At 69.3% G+C, this 17258-nt stretch carries 18 protein-coding genes; 11 read left to right on the top strand and 7 right to left on the bottom strand.

Features of this window, described 5'->3' with window-relative positions:
• Positions 1–23 precede the first annotated feature (23 nt).
• Positions 24–581, bottom strand: a complete 558-nt coding sequence (locus AB0I15_RS43190; RefSeq protein ID WP_358109731.1) for a hypothetical protein — start codon at positions 579–581, stop codon at positions 24–26.
• 885 nt (positions 582–1466) lie between these two features.
• A complete protein-coding gene (locus tag AB0I15_RS43195; RefSeq protein WP_358109734.1) occupies positions 1467–3233 on the bottom strand; it encodes a pentapeptide repeat-containing protein in 1767 nt (588 codons plus the stop codon).
• Positions 3234–3415: 182 nt separating this feature from the next.
• Between AB0I15_RS43195 and AB0I15_RS43200 the strand changes: the two genes are divergently transcribed.
• The gene (locus tag AB0I15_RS43200) at positions 3416–3970 is read left to right on the top strand and encodes a hypothetical protein (protein ID WP_358109737.1); all 555 of its coding nucleotides are present in this window, start codon (positions 3416–3418) and stop codon (positions 3968–3970) included.
• Between the two features lie 476 nt (positions 3971–4446).
• Here AB0I15_RS43200 and AB0I15_RS43205 read toward each other — a convergent pair whose 3' ends face one another.
• A complete protein-coding gene (locus AB0I15_RS43205) occupies positions 4447–5724 on the bottom strand; it encodes a helix-turn-helix transcriptional regulator (RefSeq protein WP_358109740.1) in 1278 nt (425 codons plus the stop codon).
• Positions 5725–5932: 208 nt separating this feature from the next.
• Between AB0I15_RS43205 and AB0I15_RS43210 the strand changes: the two genes are divergently transcribed.
• The 7 genes from AB0I15_RS43210 (at position 5933) to AB0I15_RS43240 (ending at position 9500) form a co-directional block, all read left to right on the top strand.
• Entirely contained in the window at positions 5933–6241 is a 309-nt protein-coding gene (locus tag AB0I15_RS43210) for a hypothetical protein (RefSeq protein WP_358109743.1), read from the top strand.
• A gap of 98 nt (positions 6242–6339) precedes the next feature.
• On the top strand, positions 6340–6738 hold the full coding sequence (locus AB0I15_RS43215; protein WP_358109746.1) for a hypothetical protein: 399 nt from the start codon (positions 6340–6342) through the stop codon (positions 6736–6738).
• A gap of 177 nt (positions 6739–6915) precedes the next feature.
• Entirely contained in the window at positions 6916–7230 is a 315-nt protein-coding gene (locus AB0I15_RS43220) for a hypothetical protein (protein WP_358109749.1), read from the top strand.
• A gap of 165 nt (positions 7231–7395) precedes the next feature.
• Complete coding sequence (locus tag AB0I15_RS43225) at positions 7396–7533, top strand: hypothetical protein (protein WP_358109752.1); 138 nt, start codon at positions 7396–7398, stop codon at positions 7531–7533.
• Positions 7530–8687, top strand: a complete 1158-nt coding sequence (locus tag AB0I15_RS43230) for a methyltransferase domain-containing protein (RefSeq protein ID WP_358109755.1) — start codon at positions 7530–7532, stop codon at positions 8685–8687. Before AB0I15_RS43225 ends, AB0I15_RS43230 begins: the two co-directional genes overlap by 4 nt.
• Positions 8688–8879: 192 nt before the next feature.
• On the top strand, positions 8880–9134 hold the full coding sequence (locus AB0I15_RS43235; RefSeq protein ID WP_358109758.1) for a hypothetical protein: 255 nt from the start codon (positions 8880–8882) through the stop codon (positions 9132–9134).
• Positions 9135–9182: 48 nt separating this feature from the next.
• The gene (locus AB0I15_RS43240; protein ID WP_358109761.1) at positions 9183–9500 is read left to right on the top strand and encodes a hypothetical protein; all 318 of its coding nucleotides are present in this window, start codon (positions 9183–9185) and stop codon (positions 9498–9500) included.
• Between the two features lie 595 nt (positions 9501–10095).
• Here AB0I15_RS43240 and AB0I15_RS43245 read toward each other — a convergent pair.
• From AB0I15_RS43245 to AB0I15_RS43260, 4 genes are all read right to left on the bottom strand, one after another.
• On the bottom strand, positions 10096–11778 hold the full coding sequence (locus AB0I15_RS43245) for a tyrosine-type recombinase/integrase (protein WP_358109764.1): 1683 nt from the start codon (positions 11776–11778) through the stop codon (positions 10096–10098).
• Positions 11779–11783: 5 nt separating this feature from the next.
• Positions 11784–12050: a helix-turn-helix domain-containing protein gene (locus AB0I15_RS43250; RefSeq protein WP_358109767.1), complete on the bottom strand. Its 267-nt coding sequence runs from the start codon at positions 12048–12050 to the stop codon at positions 11784–11786.
• Positions 12051–12362: 312 nt separating this feature from the next.
• A complete protein-coding gene (locus AB0I15_RS43255) occupies positions 12363–13259 on the bottom strand; it encodes a DNA methyltransferase (RefSeq protein ID WP_358109770.1) in 897 nt (298 codons plus the stop codon).
• Positions 13259–14224, bottom strand: coding sequence for a hypothetical protein (locus AB0I15_RS43260; protein WP_358109773.1), 966 nt, complete (start codon positions 14222–14224; stop codon positions 13259–13261). The genes AB0I15_RS43255 and AB0I15_RS43260 overlap by 1 nt, the downstream gene beginning before the upstream one ends.
• Positions 14225–14794: 570 nt before the next feature.
• Between AB0I15_RS43260 and AB0I15_RS43265 the strand changes: the two genes are divergently transcribed.
• From AB0I15_RS43265 to AB0I15_RS43275, 3 genes are all read left to right on the top strand, one after another.
• On the top strand, positions 14795–15208 hold the full coding sequence (locus AB0I15_RS43265; protein ID WP_358109776.1) for a hypothetical protein: 414 nt from the start codon (positions 14795–14797) through the stop codon (positions 15206–15208).
• A gap of 347 nt (positions 15209–15555) precedes the next feature.
• Positions 15556–16500, top strand: coding sequence for a hypothetical protein (locus AB0I15_RS43270; protein WP_358109779.1), 945 nt, complete (start codon positions 15556–15558; stop codon positions 16498–16500).
• Positions 16501–16838: 338 nt separating this feature from the next.
• On the top strand, positions 16839–17255 hold the full coding sequence (locus AB0I15_RS43275; RefSeq protein ID WP_358109781.1) for a pilin: 417 nt from the start codon (positions 16839–16841) through the stop codon (positions 17253–17255).
• The last annotated feature ends 3 nt before the right edge of the window (positions 17256–17258 follow it).

Consider the following 17258-nt stretch of genomic DNA (forward strand, 5'->3'; position numbering starts at 1 on the left):
ACCGTCGCCCGCCCCTCGCCCTTCTACCGGGCGATCTGGCGATGGACCTGCTCGGCCAGGGCGAACAGTCCGGGCTCCTCCTGCCTCAGCCAGCCCCGTTCCACCAGCCGCCGCAGCTTGCCCCGCAGACCCTCCACCGCCGCAGCCGACTCCCCGCGCCCCAACGCCGCCGAGATCTTGCCCGCTCGCATCGCCCGCCCGGCATCGGCCAGCACCTCCAGCACATCCCGATACGCCTGCGGCAACACCGACGGCTCAAGGTCCTCCCGCCACGGCGGCACCGTCACCACGCCCCGCCGCGTCACCTCGGCCTCGCTGCCTGGACCCTCCTGCTCAGCGTCGCCGGCATCGGCATCGGCATCGGCATCGCCATCTTCGCCATCCGGCACGGGATCGGCGCCGAGCCGGCCCTTTCCGCCCAGGATCTCCTCCACCACCTCCTGCGCGATCAGCAGCCGAGACAGCCGATCTTCCTCGGCCTCCAGCCGCGCCCGCACCTCGGCGAGCTGCCGGCCGAACTCCTCGATCCGCTGCTGGGCTTCAGCCTGCCGCCGCGCCAGTTCCTCCAGCAACGACCCCATCGCCACCACCGCCTCACACGCCTGCACCCACGGTAGAAGCCGGTAACGCGATCAAACAGCCAGGACAGCGAACGCCCAGCTCAGCAACTCACTACAAAAGAGCTACACCCTGCGCAGATAGCGCTCCAGTGCGATGCCTGATGGTCGGCTCACCGACAACAAGACCTGAACGACTCCACCCGAGCCCGTCCACATGAACATGTCGGGCTGCAGGTCAGCGCGTGCCTGTTGCGTCAGCTTCATCCGGAAGGGACAGTCCTGGTCGTCCTCCTGGTCCTCGTTCTTGTCGGCCTGTGATTGCGCCTCGCGGTCCAGGCCGTCGCGGGCGCTGGGGTTATCTTCGGTGACCCTAAGTCGTTCGGCAAGTACTTTAAGTAGTGTTGGCGACTACTTGACGCACAGTATCTGGGGGTCGTGCGGCATGTTGGGCAGGTCAGGTGCGGCCGGGCAGCACTACCGGGCTGACGAGCGGTGGCCGCCGATGAGTAGGTGTCGTGGGTGGTGGTCGACGAGGATCTCGAGTTGCGTGTCGAGGCGTGCGCGTACCTGGCAGGGCTGCGCGGGGCGGGCCGGGCGTTCAACACCGAGAAGACCTAAGCGGGCCGGATCGCCTTGTACTTGGTCGTACTGCCGAGGTCATGGGCTGGACTGGTCGAGCCCGAGCCTTGCGCAGTTGATAGCGATGATGCGCTGGCTGGTGGACGAGCCGATGCCGTCGCGATCATGCAAGCCGGGCGCTACGAGTTTCAGCCCTTAACAGGCTGCCTGTCCGGAACTCTCGAGGCGCCCCAGAGCGCCACCTCGACCACCACGGCTTGCCTGGGCTGCCTCGCTGCTTGATCGGCCCCGTGTCGCGGAAGAGCTACACCCATCATGATCGTCGGGTCAGTTGCCGCTCTTCTCGTGGTAGACAAGGCGGGCGGACGCCTCCGATGTCGTCTCCGGCCGCCATCCGGGCGGCAACACGTGTCTGGCCGCACGATCGGTTAGCACGCACTCATGGAATCCGGCGACGCTGGAGAAGGCCGCACGGTCGAAGCTGAGGCGGCTGGAGAAGGTCGACTTCGCAAATGCGGCCAACCCGCCGAAGGTCGCCCCCTCGAACGCGGCCTCACCGGTGAAGGTCCCACCGCGGAACCAGGCGTCGGTCGCGAACGTCGCCTTGTCGAAGTTGGCCCGCCCGGAGAAGGCCGCCTTGTCGAACCCCGCGGCCACCAAGAAGCAAACCTCGTTGAACCAGGCGTCCCCGGTGAAGGCCGCCTCGTCGAACCAGATGCCCCCGGCGAAGCGCGCTCCAGTGAACTCGGCGCTCTCGGTGAAGGCGGCGTTCCCGAACATGGCGAGTCCGGAGAAGTCGGCTGTGCGGAACTGGGCGCCGCCGGAGAAGGTGGTACGGGCGAACCCAGCCCCTTGGGAGAAGGCCGTCTCGTTGAACCAGGCGTCGCCGGAGAAGGCCGCCTGGTTGAAGTTGGCGACCCCGGCGAAGGTCGACTGCCCGAATTCGGCGAACCCGCCGAAGGTCGCCTCGTCGAACATGGCGGCCCCGGGGACGCTGCCCATGCTGCTCTCACGGAACGCCGCCCGGCGGAACGAGGCGTTGCCGGAGAAAGCCGCGCAGAGGAACCACGCGCGCCCGCAGAAGGTCGCGCCGTTGAACCCGGCGTCGCCGCGGAAGGCCGCGTAGTTGAACCAGGCGTCGCCGATGAAGGTCGCGCCGTTGAACGCGGCCTCCCCGCAGAAGGTGGTCCTATGGAACCGGGCCGGTCCGTAGAAGCGGGCGCGTTCGAAGCCGGCGGCGGCGACGCGGCCATCGGTCAGATCGAAATCGACCAGGGCGGCGCCGGTCAGGTCCAGGCGCATGCCCTCCCATAAGGCGGGCGCGGCCGGAGGCATCGGGTGCTGGTCGGCGGGCCGGTCGTCACGTACATGGGCAGCCAGGATGCGCTGCGCCGTGAGGCGCACCTGCAGTTCGCCCTCCCGATCATCTGCCTTGCCGGACGGGGCGGGTACGGCGGCGGTGGCTCCCGGGCGGGCGCCCCGGTAGCGGCGCCGGGCCGCCTGCAAGGCGGCTGCGCGCTCCTGCCCGGGGTCGGGCACAGGGTCGGGCACAGGGTCAGGCGGCGGCGTGAACGGCATGCGCAAGTAAGCACAGAGCACGTTCACGACGGTCTGCCGGTGGCCGGGGTTGTCCTGGCCGAGGCGTTCCAGGGCATATATCCCGGCCAGCCGGACGGCGGCCTTGTCGTGCCCGAGCTGCTCGGCGGCCTTGACGTACAGGTCAGTCACCCGGCGCTCGGTGGCGTCGTGCCGATTGTGCTCGGCCACCTGCTCGGCCAGGAAGGCTGTCACGTGCGCGGCATGCTCCTGGTGGCGCTGGCGGCGGAAGGCCAGCATCAACGTCACCGCCGCACCCACGCCGGCCCCGGCCGCCAAGGCGGTCTGGATCGCTCCCTGGCGGGCGGCCGCCTCCGTCACGCTCCAGCCGGCGGCCAGCAATAGCCACGCCACCCCGCCGACCACACCGCCCACCACCAGTGCAGTAGGGACGATCCACCATGCCGCCGCTCGGGGGGTGCGCAGCCGCGGCGGAATCCCCTCGGCCGCAGCCGCGTCGGCCGCGGAAGCAGGGCGGCGGCCCGGAAGTAATTGCATACCCCTATTCCACTAGCCTCCGGCCGCACCTGAACAGACCGGATCCGATCGCCATGGCCGCATCAAATGGCTGGGAGGGTATTCGGACCGGCGTTCGATGGTCGACTGGACCCTGGCAGGCCCAGTCGACCGCCGCGACGAAGTCGTCGCCACGGCCTGGTGGAACGCCCAGCTCCACGACGATGACGTCGCCGAACGCAACAACCTGCCGGACGCAGCCAGTCGAGCCCGGCAGCTACGGCTGTTCCTCGACGGTTACGGACTTCCCGCAGGCGGAACGAGACGGCGTGATCACCCGGATGATCGAGTTCGCGATTTCCAGCACAAAAGATCAGGCCGCGCCGCTCATCGGCGTCTACGACCACGCCGCCCTGGCCAGCGAGGAAGCCGAGGTCCGCTACCTGCTCGGCGACATCCCCGGCGCCATCAGCGCCCTGCACACCTCACTACGCCACCGGCCCACCACCGAACGCCGCTCCCGCGCCATCCTGCTAGCCCGCCTGGCCGAACTCCAGCTCCGCGCCGGCCGCCTCGACCAAGCCATCACCACCTGGCACCACTTTCTCGACGAGTTCCCTGCCCTTTCCTGTGGCCGCGCCATCACCGCCCTGAAAACCATGCGAGCCTGCCTACGCCCCTATGCCCGTTCACCCGCCGCCGCCAGCGTGCTGCACCACGCCGCCACCCTCACCACCCCGACAACGGCCCCACGCAGGACGGCAAGGTCGCCAGGCTGAGCGCACCCGGCCCCACGGAGCGTGATCAGGCCCCTATTTCAGGCGCAGCTCTTCGGCCCAACCGCGCAAACCTTGACCTCTGGCTGTCTCGCACGGCGGTGAACGAGCCGATCGCCGCCGAGCGGAGACGAGGAGCAGCGCGGACGTTCGGGAACAGCACGTGCTCATGCCCGAACGCCCATGCCCCCGCGACCTGGCTCCCCCTCCGCAGCCAGCCGCTCTAATTACATATCAACATCGAGCAGCTACAAAAAGTGACCAATCCGCCTGGGGCTCCACCCTCTCGAACTCCCTTGATGGCGTCGCCGCCGACACCACCCGCACCACGCTCGGCGAACTGCGCCAGGCCGGTGTCGCGCTGAACGGCGAACCTGCCCTCGCCTGAACAGACCTGTCCGAGCTTGCTCGCCGGCAGTTCAGATGACCCCGCGACGTGCGCGCCTGCGACTGTGGCCTATCCTCGTCGCGGCCCAGGCTCATGCCTCTATGGCCAGCAGCGAGCGTACGTCCTGCACCGCTGGGCGGTCCCGCTGCCCCAGTGGTACCGCTTGCAGCACCATTCGCCCGGTTTCCCTGACGAAGACGTGGCGGAGGGCTGCAGGCAGCGAGCCGAGCGCCTCGGTCGCGCAACGCAGCCCTCTGTCGACCTCTCCCCGAGCGACGAAGCCCATGGCCTCGTGGAGGCGGGTGTTGGTCCGGTAGGGACTGTTCTCGCTGGTGGACCAATAGCTGGTGGACTGCATCAAATCTGAGCGTCCGGCCTCGGCAAGGTCTTCCTTTCCCGCTGCCGAATAGACCCAGCTCTGGGTGAAGTAGACGTCGGCATCAGTCCAGAACCCCCGGTCGTCGCGCCCCGGTTCCTCCGCACGGTTGCTCAGCTCACACACCGCGCGGATGGCGTCGTCGTGCCGGCCGAGCATAGAGAGGGCCTTTGCCTTGGCGGTCAGGAGCTTGAGCGATGGGGCGGGGATGGTTTCGGCGCGTTCGACCAGATACAGCACGGTCGCCGGGGAGCGCTGCCCATACAAGCCGCAGCTCGCCTCCTCGGCTCGGATGAGCACGTTCAGCGCGGCGTCGCGTGAGGCGTCGGCCGCGTGACGGGCCGTGTGCCACCAGCGGATCGCGGCCCCGTGGTCGCCGAGCCGGGTGGTGGCGTTGGCCTGGATGCACGCCAGTGTCGCCACGGTCCGGCAGAGATCAGGCAGGTCCCCACCGGGGACATGGTGGATCTGCTGGCGTAGCGCGTAGAGGTCGACCGCGAGATCGCTGACAACTTGTGCGGCCGGACGGGTGCGTAGGGCGTGAAGGTGATCGGCGCACGCGAGCTGCCAGTCCTCCGTGCTGCGTTCGACGTTGAGCGCCAAGTCGAGTAGCTGCCGGACCGGCTCCCCGTCGAGGCCGAGCCCCACTCCGGCACTAGCGGCCAGTTGCAGTAGCCTTCGGCGTTCCGTGGCGTCCTCCCCGAAGGCGTCGTTTGTATCCAGAGTACGCACAGCACTCGTTTTGGCGGTAGAGGGGAGAAAGTCTACTTTATGAGCTGATTGTTTCCCATCTTTCTCGGCCGCCTCAATAAGCGCGCCTTGCGCATTAGTGGCAGCTTCCAGTGCCAGCAACACCTTACGGCTTGGGGTTCCACGTCCGTTTTCCAGCTTGTGGACGTAACTGGGGGCTATTCCTGCCGCTTTCGCTACTGCCTCAAGGGTGCGATCACCGCGCAAACGGTGCAGGACCTGCCCGAACGTCTCTTCGCTCACCGTCGCCTCCGCCGCGCCAGAGATCTCTTTCACTGCCATTCACCGCGAGCCAGTGAACGGCGGTGAAGGTAAGTCAATGCGCCGTGCCTAGACCTCGACACCCCCGCTGGCCACGCTACTGCTGAGCGGCGTAAACGTCCCGCGAATCATGCTCGCGCATCCTCGGAACGAATACGCCGCGCCCTGCATATGGGATGGAGGTCCTGAAATGTTCGAGTTGCTGCGGGCTCCCGTCGAGTCCACCGCCCATGACGTCGAGATCAGGGCATGGCTACGGCTCGACGTGCGGGACCGTCAGCTCGCTGTGCTGCGCAACACCTTCCACCCGTGGCTGATCACCTACGACCTCACAGGGGTAGGGCTGGTCTGGAGGGCCGGGCCATCGTGGCGACTCACGCTGGAGGAGGTGACCGCCGGGGTGCAGCGGATCGTGGAGTGCCGCAACCCCATCGACCTCATGACAGACCTGGCCGATCAGATGGCGATCATCCAGCGCCTGGCCGGTCCCCGCCCGTGAAGCTCCAGGCCCGCCGTGCCGGGCGGGCGGCGGGCCGGGCACCAGGCCGGGCCTCATGTCCGGCGCCATCGAAGAGCCAAACGCAAGGGAGAGCTCCCATGACAGCCAGATCGATTCAGCCCGACCTGTGGGCGGTAGCCGTGGAAGAGGCCAAGTTCGCGCTGCTCGACGACACGGGCATCGAGTACGCGGCGATCGGGGACAGCGACGACTTCGCCGTTCGTGACAAGGACCGGCTGGAGGTTGAGATTCGGCGGCCCGGTGACGACTTCCGCAGGCTGGGCGCGCTGCTCTGCCGGGGACCCGAGCTCGAGCAGTCGGCCGAGGGTCTCCACGACATCGACGTGGACGACGACCGGTACGAGGCGGCCGAAGGAACAGGCCTTGAGTACGCCAGGGTCAACGACCACGACGCCGTCAGCGTCCGCGACCAGGAGCACCCGGGCGAGATCCGCAGGCCCGGCAGCGACTGGCGCAAGCTCGGCGCCGTTCTCTAACGCCAGCTCGTCCAGACATCCCGGGTCGATGCGGGAGATCCGCCGGAGATCCGCCCCGGGGCCCGACAGGCGCGGCGGCCATGCGGCCCGCACCCCGTATGGCCTTCCGCCGCCGCGCCACTGAAAGTGATCAATGAGCATCTGGAAACCTCACACCCTAGGCATGGGAGGTCGGCTGTGACCTCCACCGGCCCGCAGAAGTGCCCACGGTGCAGCGCCGACGTGGTCGTGGCTCGGCTGCTCGGATCGAGCCGCACGATCGTTCTGAACGCCGAGACCATCGCGGGCGGCGACTACACGATCTGGGCGAACGGCAACATGGCCGGTTACACCTGGATCGGACGTGCCCGCCCCGCGCAGGTTCGCCCTCCCAAGCGGGGCGGCCCTGCCGTGTGGGACGGCCGAGCCGAGGCGAACCGGCGCCTGTGGTGGGTCGAGCACCAGCACAACAAGACATCACAGCAGATCCTCCAGATGCGGGAGTCCGCATGACTTGTCAGTCAGGCCACAAGCGCTCCACCCCCACCGCAACCTGAACACGCCCGGCGCCAAACCACACGCCCGGACGCCGGTCCCGCCTCAACAGCCTCGCGGGCGGGTCCCGCGCCCCAAGACCGTGGCTCGCCCCAACGGCCACAACACGAAAGGGATCAAAGCATGGGCGGGAAGCACGAAGCCCCCAAGAGTCCCAAGGACAAAGAGGTCACCGGTGCCGAGGGCGGCACCGGTAGCACCAACGATCAGCACCAGGAGGCCCAGGGCGGCCACGCCAAGGGCAAGAAGGGCAACACGTGACCGCCACCCCCGAACGCCTCGACCGGCTCATCGCGGCCCTCGACCCTGAAGAGGCCGACGACATCGGCGAACCCATCCGGGACGCGGTGCGCGCGGTGCCGCGCCATCTGTTCAGTCCCCCGGTCGGCCTGGTCGTCGAAGAGGGAGAGCCGTACCTGATCGACCGCGACGCCGATCCCGGCACCTGGTGGGACGCCGTCTACTCGCGCAGCATCATCGTCACCCAGCTCGACGGCGCCACCGGCCTGCGCGCGCTACGGGGCGATTCCACCTCCTCGGCATCCGCGCCGTCCACGGTCGCCGACCTGCTCAACCAGCTGCAGCCGGAGCCCGGCCACCGTGTCCTCGAAGTGGGGACGGGTACCGGCTGGACAGCGGCGCTGCTGTCCCATCTCGTCGAGGATCAGGGGGAGGTGACCTCCATCGAGGTGGACCCGGCGGTCGCTGAGCAGGCGGCGAAGAACCTTGCCGCCGACGGCGTCCGGGCGCGTCCGGTCCTCGGCGACGGCGCGCTCGGCTGCACAGATGGGGAGCCGTACGACCGCGTACACGCCACCTGCGGATTCAGGACGATTCCGTACGCGTGGGTGGAGCAGACCCGGCGCGGTGGCGTGATCGTGCTGCCGTGGCATCCCGGCTACGGCACCAGCCACGCGCTACGCCTCGTGGTGCGGGAGGACGGGACCGCCGTCGGGCGGGTGACCGGGTACGCCGGGTACATGATGATGCGCTCCCAGCGTCCCAAGCCGGGCCAGGACCCGCCGCCGGGGCAGGAGCGTCGGCACTACCGCACAGCGCTCGACCCGCGGGCACTGGACCAGCTGGGCGCGGGCGCGGACCTCGCGATCGCCGCGTTGACAGGTCTGCTGTCGCACACCACCGAAGGCGCCGATGAGGACGGCCCGTTCGTGCGCACGTTGCTCTACGATCCAGGCGACGCCCGCTCGTGGGCCGCGGCCACGTGGCGGCCCGGGAGCGTGGATCACGGGGTGCAGCAGGTGGGCGACCGGCCGGTGTGGGATGAGGTGCTGCAGGCCTACGCGCAGTGGGTGAGCTGGGGCGAGCCGCACTGGCGCCGCTACGGCATCACCGCCACGCCGGACGGCCAATCGATCTGGCTCGACACGCCAGATCGGGTGCTGAGCAGCACCTGAACACCGGGCAGGCGCGCGGCAGCGCCTTCCCTGGACCGATCCGATCCGATCCGATCCGGCCGCCGCACCACCGGCTCGCGCAACCACGAACTCATCGACCGCCGAAGCCGCCACGGCGCCGAACTGCTCATGCTGGCCGTTCGCCCCTTGATCCCGCAGCGCCAGCAGCTTCGCCCCGAATACCACCTCCCCATGAATGGAGTCCTCGTCGTGTCGCGCCACAAGATGATCAGTGTGCCGGCTCTGCTGTTGACCGCCGGTTACGTCGCCTTCGTGCTGTTGGCCCCGGCCAGTGTGACCAAGCAGGCCAGTCAGGCTCTGGTCGTGGGTCTGCTGCTCGCCTGTCTCGGGGTCGCCCTGCAGGCGGTCCACCGGGCACGGCGGGCCGCCCACCGCACCCCGCCCCACCCCGAACACCCACAGCCACCCTCCCCGCCCACCCCGTGAACGGCACCCCCTGCCTCGCACCGATCCCCATTCACTTCGGAGTCAGCCATGCCCAACCCCATCGCCCCCGCTGTGGCCGCCGATGCAGCCGCCGAAGCCGCCACCCACCTCGACAACCTGCAGGAGGCACTACAGAGCCTCGGCCTGCACACTCGCCTGCTCACCCGGGACGACCGACTACCGCGGCTGCGCGTGATCAACCCCAAGGCCACCACCCTGACGGAGATCATCTCCGTTGCGCAAAGGCACGATCGATGGCTGTTCTTGTGGTCGTGGAACGAGCCAATCACCGAGGTCGCTCAGCTCGCCACAGCAGCCGAGCGTATCCGCTACGTCCTGGCCGCAACATCCCCGAGCGCCGCGTAGCCCCGCTCTACGTGACGCGGCCGATGCCTATGGTCGGCGTCCGGATGCCCACCGTCCGGTACCCCGGTAATGGTGTCGGCGACGGCCGGGGCACGCCCACCTGGTGCACCACGCCCCATTCGGTGGCATCACCTCCATCACCCACGGTTACCGCCTGAAGAGTCGGACTCATAGTGGGAAGCAGTGCCAATGATTTTCTCGGGCGAACGCTGAGCAATAGCGCGGCTCTCCCGCTCAACGCGTTCTCAAGGCCTGGTGGCAGGCCGGTTTCCACCAACCACCGGCCGGTCACCCACGCGGTGATGATCACGGCGCTTCCCCCGGACGCCTGATCGTTGCCGGGGCGGTCCCTCGCCTTGGGACAATCGCGGAAGCCAAGGGCCGCGATGCGAGGGACCGCCCCACCCACAAACGTGCGGCAGCCACCTCCCTCAAGCGCGTGGGGCTGCCGGGCTCAGACCCTGCGCAACGCCGGGATGCTCTCTGAAGCTGGGACGCATCCCACCTCCCTTACCCGCACCGCCCCTGAGCAGGAGGCCGGTCAGTCGCGCGACTGACCGGCCTCCTGTCAACTCTCTGCCTGACCTCTTGACGGCTAGCGGGCCGGCATCGAGATCACCGACCCGCCAGCCTCACCCTCCCCCTTATCGCTCGTTCGAGGCTGAGCGGTGCCCCGCCTGGGCGTCACCGGCCCAGGCGCGGGAACGACGGGCCCCGCGAGGAGGGCAGCGGTCGCCTCGGCCGCTGCAGCGGCGGCTTCGGGGTAGACGCTGGTGTAGGTGTCCCGGGTGAACGCTGACGTCTTGTGCCCGAGCGTCTCCTGCACGATCTTGATGTCCACCCCGGCGGCGAGCATCGCGGTGGCGGCGCCGTGGCGCAGGTCATGCAGCCGGATCGGTGGCAGGCCCGCCTGGTGGCACAGCCCGTAGAAGCGGTCGGTCACGTGCTGCGGGTGCAGCGGGCGGCCCATCTCGTCGGTGAAGACGAACCCGGAGTCCACCCAGTCCTCTCCCACGGCCAGCCGCTCGCAGGCCTGGCGCTTCTTGTGCTCTTTCAGGATCGCCATCGTCTCGGCGTCGACGGCGATCTCACGGTCGCTGGCGTCGGTCTTCGGGGTGCCCTGGATCGGATCCCAGCCCAGCTGGGTGATCTGCCAATGCACGCCGATCCTGCCCTTCTCGAAGATGACGTCCGGCCAGCGCACCCCAACCCCCTCACCGCGCCGCAAGCCACGCACCGCGATCAGCCTGTACAGCGCGAACAGCCGATCCCGGCGGGCGTAGACGAGAAACGCCGACGTCTGCCCGGGCGTCCACACCATCACCGGCGACGGCCGCACCGTGCCGATGTAGACGGCGATCGGGTCGACCCGCTTACCGGCACGGGCCCGCTTGAGCCGATCCAGGTGCCCGGCGTGGTCCTTACGCCACTGCGTCACCTTCTCCTCGGTCCAGATGACCGGCTTCGGGCGGACGGCAGGAGCCAGCTCGACCACGGCGGCGGGATTGAAGTCCAGCAGCCGGTCCTGGCAGATCGCGACGTTCAACGCATGCCGCAACGTCGCCCGGATGCGATGCAGCGTGGTCGGCCCGACCGGACGGCGATATCGGACCGAGGCCACCCGGGCGGGGTCGCCGCTGCCGCGTTCGGTGGCGATGATGTCGTTGAACTCCTCGATCGCATCGAACATGCCCGCGATGTCGGAGACCCGCAGCCGATCCAGCCGGATCTCCCCCAAGTACGGCGTCAGGTAGAGCCGGACATGCGACTCATACGAGCGTTTCGTCGTCGCCTCGATCGACCGCTTGCGCTTGAGGAACTCCTGCAGCCATTCGGCCACCGTGATGTGCCGGTTCAGGTCCTGCCGGGTGCGGACCTTGCGCCGCACCTCTTCCAGGTCGGGTAGATGCTTGGTGTCTTTGAGGACCGACAGCATCAGCTTGGTGATCTGCCGCCGGACCGCGGGCTCGTTGTCGAGGGCGAGCAGGCCGCGGGCGTGATCCAGCTCGGCTTCGGCCTCCTCCAACGTCGCGAACCCGCTGCGCCGCAGCGGGTTACGCCGCTTGCCGTCGGCGTGGGCGGGCAGCTCCAGCTGGTAGCCCCAGGTGCCGTGGGTGGTGCTCCACCGGCCGCCGCCTGCGTGGGTGCGGCGCAGCTTGGGGCAGGACTTGCTGATGTTCTTGCCGGTCTCGGGGTCGATGCACGTGCAAATCTTGAACGTGGTGCCCTTGGCGACTTTGAGCTCGTTGCCCGCCCTCGTGTTCGGGTCTTGCGCCATCGTGGTCATCCTTTCTCGCATGCCTGGCGGCTCTGGCTGCCGCCCTCGTTGCTGCCGTCCTGATCGGGATGGTCGAGTAGCGCCCGCAGCCCGCGCACCGGCACCGCGTACCGGCCACCGATGCGCAGCACCCGGCACGGAAACTCACCTGCCTTGGCAAGGCGGTAGATCGTGCTGCGGCTCAGGCCGAGCAGCCGCCCGGCCGCGAGCAGGCTGATCACCTCCGGCGCCGCCTGCTGCGCCGGGTGGCTGGTTGGGTTTGTGCTGGTCATGCATCACCTCCATGAGCGTTGATCAACAGGGAGTTCGGGTCCGCGCAGCACGCGCGGCCCGTACGCCAGGGCGGGCCGTAGCGGGCGCTACACCCCGACCCGGCCCCGCCCGGCCCCCGAGCGCGGGGCGTGACCGCCGTTCAGGGACCGGCGACCACAGCCCCGGGCCCGAGGCCCGGTACGGGGCGGGTGCGTGGGCGGGCGATATCGACGCCCACCTCCACGGCCCGCGTCAAGCGAAATCCGCAGGTTCACGCCCGCGCCCCAGCACCCGGCCCGAAATGCGGGCCAGGAACCAGGGGTCACGCGGGGCTACTCCAGCTCGCGGACGGCGTCCCGAGCAGCGTCAAGCTCGGCCCCGGGCGGCGTCGGCGGGCGGCGAAGCACAAGCAGGTCCTCATGTGCGACCGCGTGGATCGGCACCCCTCGCGCCCACGCCTTACGGGCCTCGAAGAGCTGGAAGAACGACGCCCGATTGAGAAGATGGCCGTCGCCGAGCCCGCACAGCAGGCACACGATCCGGTCCACGAACACCAGCCCGGCCTCCTCCGCCAGCCGGTGGACGTGACCGGGCAGGTCGACCAGCTCGCCACGCACCCGGTAGGGCCGCACCGTGATCGCCACAACGCCGCCCGGCCGCAGCAACTGCACACAGCCGGCCAGGATGCGGCCGAACCCGTCCAGCAGGTGCGGGAGCTGCTGGTGGGCCAGGTTGGCGCGATCGTGCGAGTAGCGCTGGTTCCACTTGCGCACGCCCGGCTCGCCGGTATCGCGGGTGGAGCGGATGTGCCCGTGCGTGGCCGCCCCGTACGGCGGCGAGGTGAGCACCAGCGCTGCCCGCCCGACCAGGTCGGGCAGCAGCTGGGCGATGTGCCGGGAGTCTCCGGCCACCACCCGCCCTACGCCGGGCGCCCCCTGTATGCGGGCGTGGCCGAGATTGGCGACCGCCAGGCGCGCCCACTTCTCCTCGTACTCCACTCCCACGGCGTGCCTGCCCAGATGGGCAGCCTCGACCAGGGTGGTGCCGATCCCGCACATCGGATCCACCACCAGCTCACCGGAGGCGGTGTAGGTGGCGATCACTTTGGCGGCGATCGAGGGCAGCATCTTGCCTGGATGCCGCATCGACTCCGGCACATACCGGCCCCGACGCTGAACCCGCGACGGCTGCTGACCCGTCGCCCAGACCGATGTCGTCACCTCCGTCATCAGCCCTCACCCCCGACCCGCTCGGCGCACCCGGTGGGCTCGGTGGCGCCAGGGGCGGTGAACAGCAACACGTCCGCGTGCACCCGGGCACTCGCCGGCAACCCGGCGCACTCCGGCAGATCCTGGACCGCAGCCAGAGCCCGGCGGGAGAGATCCGCATCGATGCGCTCACCGCGAGCGGGATGCCGCAGGGCGATGATGTGCTGCAGATACACCAGCCCCGCCTGCCGGGCACGGGCGATGATCTCGGGTACCGGATCGGCCACACCGCCTTCGCGGTACAGGCCGGTGATCACCACCAGATGCCCGCCCGGTTTGACCAGCCCTGCCGCACGAGCGACATTGAACACCTCAGGTTCGATCTCGGGTTCGGCCTCAGAGTCCGGTCGGCCGGGGGCGTGACCCACGGGCTGCTGGCAGGACTGCTCGGCTACGACCAGCCCCGCGCTGCCCGCGAGATCAGCCAGCACCCAGGCGTCATCGCCAGGCTCGGTGACGCGCAGGTCGGTGACCTCCAGGTCGTAGCCGGGATGGGTGCGGGCCAGGCAACTCCAGGACACGCCCGCGCGGGCGACGTCGGTGAAGACGGCCACCGGCAGGCAGCCCGCCGTCAGCGCGGCCGAGACGAGCTGATGATCGCTCGCGCCGAGATGGACCACGGTCTCGCCCAGCCGCGTACACGCCGCGACCAGGTGGCGGGCCAACGGGCCGCTGACCGGATGGCAACAGCCCGCCCGGCAGGTCGCGGCCGATTCGGTGTCGGCTGCCGTCAGCCACACCGACAGCGGCAAATGCCCCTGGCCCGCATCCTGACCCTCCCGGAACAGCCGAAGACCGGGCTCGCCGGGCTGGGCGTTGGGTCCGGACGCGATGGACGAGGAGCCGGCCGGGGCTGGCCCGGGAGCGGCAGAGGAACGGGTGGACGTGGATGCCGTTGAGGTTGAGGTGATGATGGGCTTGGTCATGTGGGTGTGGCCCAAAGTGCCGGGCCACCGATCCCTGTCACTATTCCAAATACCTGCCGCGAGAGCCGAATTCGGACAGGCCCTCACGTAAAGATTCGGCAAGACCAGCGGTGTGCGGGTCCCGCGCCCACGGCTGGACGCCACCGGCCAGGACAGCCCGGCTCCTCATCCACAACCTGTGGACAAGCGTTGCCGGTCAGCCCCTGGCCAGATCGCCGGCTGTCTCGCCTGGAACGCTCACGACCGTGCCCCACCTGCGCAATTCACCCTCCGCACCCAACTGGTCACGCCCATAATGGTGCGGCGTGCGGGTCGGATGCTGGGAGGGGGTCCGGCCCGTACAAACGAGTGTGCCAACCCGGCGTACCGTCCCCTCCGGGCCTGCGCCCACACTCCCGCACCTCCTCCCTCCCACGCACACCCTGAAGAGAGTTTCCGCAGGTCACAGCCGTCTCGGACACTTTCCGGGCAACGCTCGTCACCGGCTCCACCACGGTCGGCCGTCCTTAACGAATGCCACCTAATCTGGGAGGAGGACACCCCGAGACGTGTCAGCGGGAGGCGATCTGCATGCCGAGCCAGAAGGACGAACTGGCCGAACGCCGCTTCGCCAAGCTCGTCGATCAGGTCAAGGCGATGATGTCCGCCAGCCTCAAGCCGGAGTACCGCGGCTTCTACGGCCAGCTCGTCCTCACCCGCGAAGCGGTCGCCGAGCTGGGCGAGGTGGCCGAGGTCCGGCGAGCCGCGCGGGCGGCGGGCCGCCAGCTCGGCTGGAAGGCCCGGACTCATGTCACCGACGACGGGACGCTGTTCATCATCGATGACCGCGACGCGCCCCAGGAGATCCGGGAACTGGCGGCCCGCCGTTGCGCCGAGGCCGTCTCGTCCGTCATCGCCAACGCCCAGGCCGAGGGCCGCATGCTCCGCACCAGCGAGCCCAGCACTCTCCCCACCCGCCTGAGCGACCCAGACGAGAGCCTCTGACCGGCCGCGCTGCAACCCGAAACCGGCAGAGGTGAGCCAGAACCCACACGGTGCGCTTCGGTCCACCCGGTTGACGCAATCTTGACCCGAGACTTCGGCCTCATCCCGTTACCGCAGGTCAAGACCGCTTCCGGGGGCGGCGTCATGGACCGTACCTGTCTTCAACCCGACACGCGCAAGCCCGTCATTCTGGCGTTTTCGCAGGTCATCCATGGTTTCGGAGCGTGACCCCAAACTGGCGTGATCTTTGCCGCGCCCGATGTCTGATCATTTCCTGCCCGATTCCTGTCCGGCCTCTCTGGCGACATGGCGACGTCCGAACCGAACGCCTCATCGGGAGCCTCGCCATGTCTCACCCATCGGTCCACCTCGCCACGGACGCCACCACCAAGCCAGCCACCACCCGCACGATCCTGACCAGCCCGGCCGCCGACCGCGCCGACCTGAACGGTGCGCCCACAGCCCGCTCGGCCGAAGCGTTGCCCACCATCGACCTCGACGCGGACACCACGCAGCCCAACGAGGCGCCCGACAGTCTCGGAGGCAACTCATGCAGCCGGGGCGGGTCGCGGCCGCTGGATGTGGCCGAGCACGCCTTCACCCTGCTCATGCGCGGCCCCGCCCCGCTCTCGCTCGACGGCGCGCTGCTCGGTCATGGGCTTCCGGCCCGGCCCATCCCGCTGAACGAGCTGCAGGCGATGCTGCTGCACCCGTCCTGCTCCCGCACCACCCGTGACCACGTGTGGCGACACCTCATCAGCCAGGCCCGCACCCACCGGGGAGCGTGGATGGTCGCCGCCGTCGCCCTGGCCATCCCGATGCTGCGCCGCCTCATCACCGCCCTCGCCGACAAGACCGTGGTCGAGCGGGTCGACCGCGAGGACCTGGAAGCCGACGTGCTCACGGCCTACATGGAGGCCCTGTGCCGGGTGAACCTGGCCTGGTCACACCCGCTGCTCCGGCTCTCCCGGCTGACCCACATCGCCGTCGTCCGTGCCCACGCCATCGACCGGCCCGGCCCGCTGGCCGACCCCGACCTGTCCGACCGAGCCGACAGCGGCCAGCAGCCGCTCACCTACCCGGCCGGCCACCCCGACGTGCTCCTGGCCGAGGCGGTCGCCCAGCAGATCATCACCGAGTTGGAGGCGGAGCTGATCTGTTGCACCCGGCTGGAGGGCGTGTCGCTCAGCTCCTACTGCCGCCGCCGCGGCCTGCTCTACTGCGCCGCGCTCAAGCGCCGTCAGCGCGCCGAAACCGCGCTGTACCAGGCGCTCCAGCGCGGCGACCTGTAGCGATCGCACCGGCGGTCGGCAGCGAGCAGCCAGCAAAGACTGCGCAAAATCCGCTGGCCCTCATGTCCTAACTCGGCCTTTCACCCAGGTCTTTTAACCACTGAGAAGGCAGCGCGGAGGACGCCGCGGCTCCGGCAGCGAAGGCCTGTACCTGATCACCGGTCCCTGTCACCCGGCCCAGCCCACCAGCACCCACCCGCTCAAAGGAGGACGCCCACCGGCCCCGCGACCGGACCCGGCACCTCCGCGCCGCCTCTCACCCGCACCGCCACCACACCCGCCCCACCTACGCACCCATCGACACCCAGCCCGACCGACACCCTGCCCGGGAGGCAGCCGTGATCCCACGCACCCGCTCCACCACCCGCAAGGCCCTGCTCATCACCGCCGTCATCCTCGCCACCGTCACCTGCGGCACGCTCGTAGAACTCGCCCTGGCGCACTTCGCCCAAGCCACCACCACGACCACCACGGCCACCGTCACGGCCCTCGCCGCAGACGGGGAGGGCGCCGGAAAGGGCGCGGGCTCGCTGAACCAGGTGATCGACAACCTGCGCAACGTCATCATCGGCCTGCTGGTCGCCCTCGCCACCCTGTTCCTGACCGTCGGCGGGGTGCGCTACATCCTGGCCGGCGGCGACCCCGGCGAGGTGGAGGCGGCCAAGAAGACCCTGCGCTACGCCGCCCTCGGCTACGGCATCGCCGTGCTGGCGCCGCTGCTGGTCACCGTCCTCAAAGGCATTGTCGGAGCTTGACCG

The sequence above is a fragment of the Nonomuraea sp. NPDC050643 genome, from assembly GCF_040654715.1.
Lineage (GTDB): Bacteria > Actinomycetota > Actinomycetes > Streptosporangiales > Streptosporangiaceae > Nonomuraea.

Bases quoted from the DNA above. Each gene is read 5' to 3' on its own strand.
- AB0I15_RS43240 (WP_358109761.1), top strand. From the start codon at position 9,183: ATGCCCAACCCCATCGCCCCCGCTGTGGCCGCCGATGCAGCCGCCGAA.
- AB0I15_RS43265 (WP_358109776.1), top strand. From the start codon at position 14,795: ATGCCGAGCCAGAAGGACGAACTGGCCGAACGCCGCTTCGCCAAGCTC.
- AB0I15_RS43245 (WP_358109764.1), bottom strand. From the start codon at position 11,778: ATGGCGCAAGACCCGAACACGAGGGCGGGCAACGAGCTCAAAGTCGCC.
- AB0I15_RS43200 (WP_358109737.1), top strand. From the start codon at position 3,416: ATGACGTCGCCGAACGCAACAACCTGCCGGACGCAGCCAGTCGAGCCC.
- AB0I15_RS43225 (WP_358109752.1), top strand. From the start codon at position 7,396: ATGGGCGGGAAGCACGAAGCCCCCAAGAGTCCCAAGGACAAAGAGGTC.
- AB0I15_RS43190 (WP_358109731.1), bottom strand. From the start codon at position 581: ATGGGGTCGTTGCTGGAGGAACTGGCGCGGCGGCAGGCTGAAGCCCAG.
- AB0I15_RS43210 (WP_358109743.1), top strand. From the start codon at position 5,933: ATGTTCGAGTTGCTGCGGGCTCCCGTCGAGTCCACCGCCCATGACGTC.
- AB0I15_RS43235 (WP_358109758.1), top strand. From the start codon at position 8,880: ATGAATGGAGTCCTCGTCGTGTCGCGCCACAAGATGATCAGTGTGCCG.
- AB0I15_RS43260 (WP_358109773.1), bottom strand. From the start codon at position 14,224: ATGACCAAGCCCATCATCACCTCAACCTCAACGGCATCCACGTCCACC.
- AB0I15_RS43215 (WP_358109746.1), top strand. From the start codon at position 6,340: ATGACAGCCAGATCGATTCAGCCCGACCTGTGGGCGGTAGCCGTGGAA.
- AB0I15_RS43195 (WP_358109734.1), bottom strand. From the start codon at position 3,233: ATGCAATTACTTCCGGGCCGCCGCCCTGCTTCCGCGGCCGACGCGGCT.
- AB0I15_RS43255 (WP_358109770.1), bottom strand. From the start codon at position 13,259: ATGACGGAGGTGACGACATCGGTCTGGGCGACGGGTCAGCAGCCGTCG.
- AB0I15_RS43270 (WP_358109779.1), top strand. From the start codon at position 15,556: ATGTCTCACCCATCGGTCCACCTCGCCACGGACGCCACCACCAAGCCA.
- AB0I15_RS43250 (WP_358109767.1), bottom strand. From the start codon at position 12,050: ATGACCAGCACAAACCCAACCAGCCACCCGGCGCAGCAGGCGGCGCCG.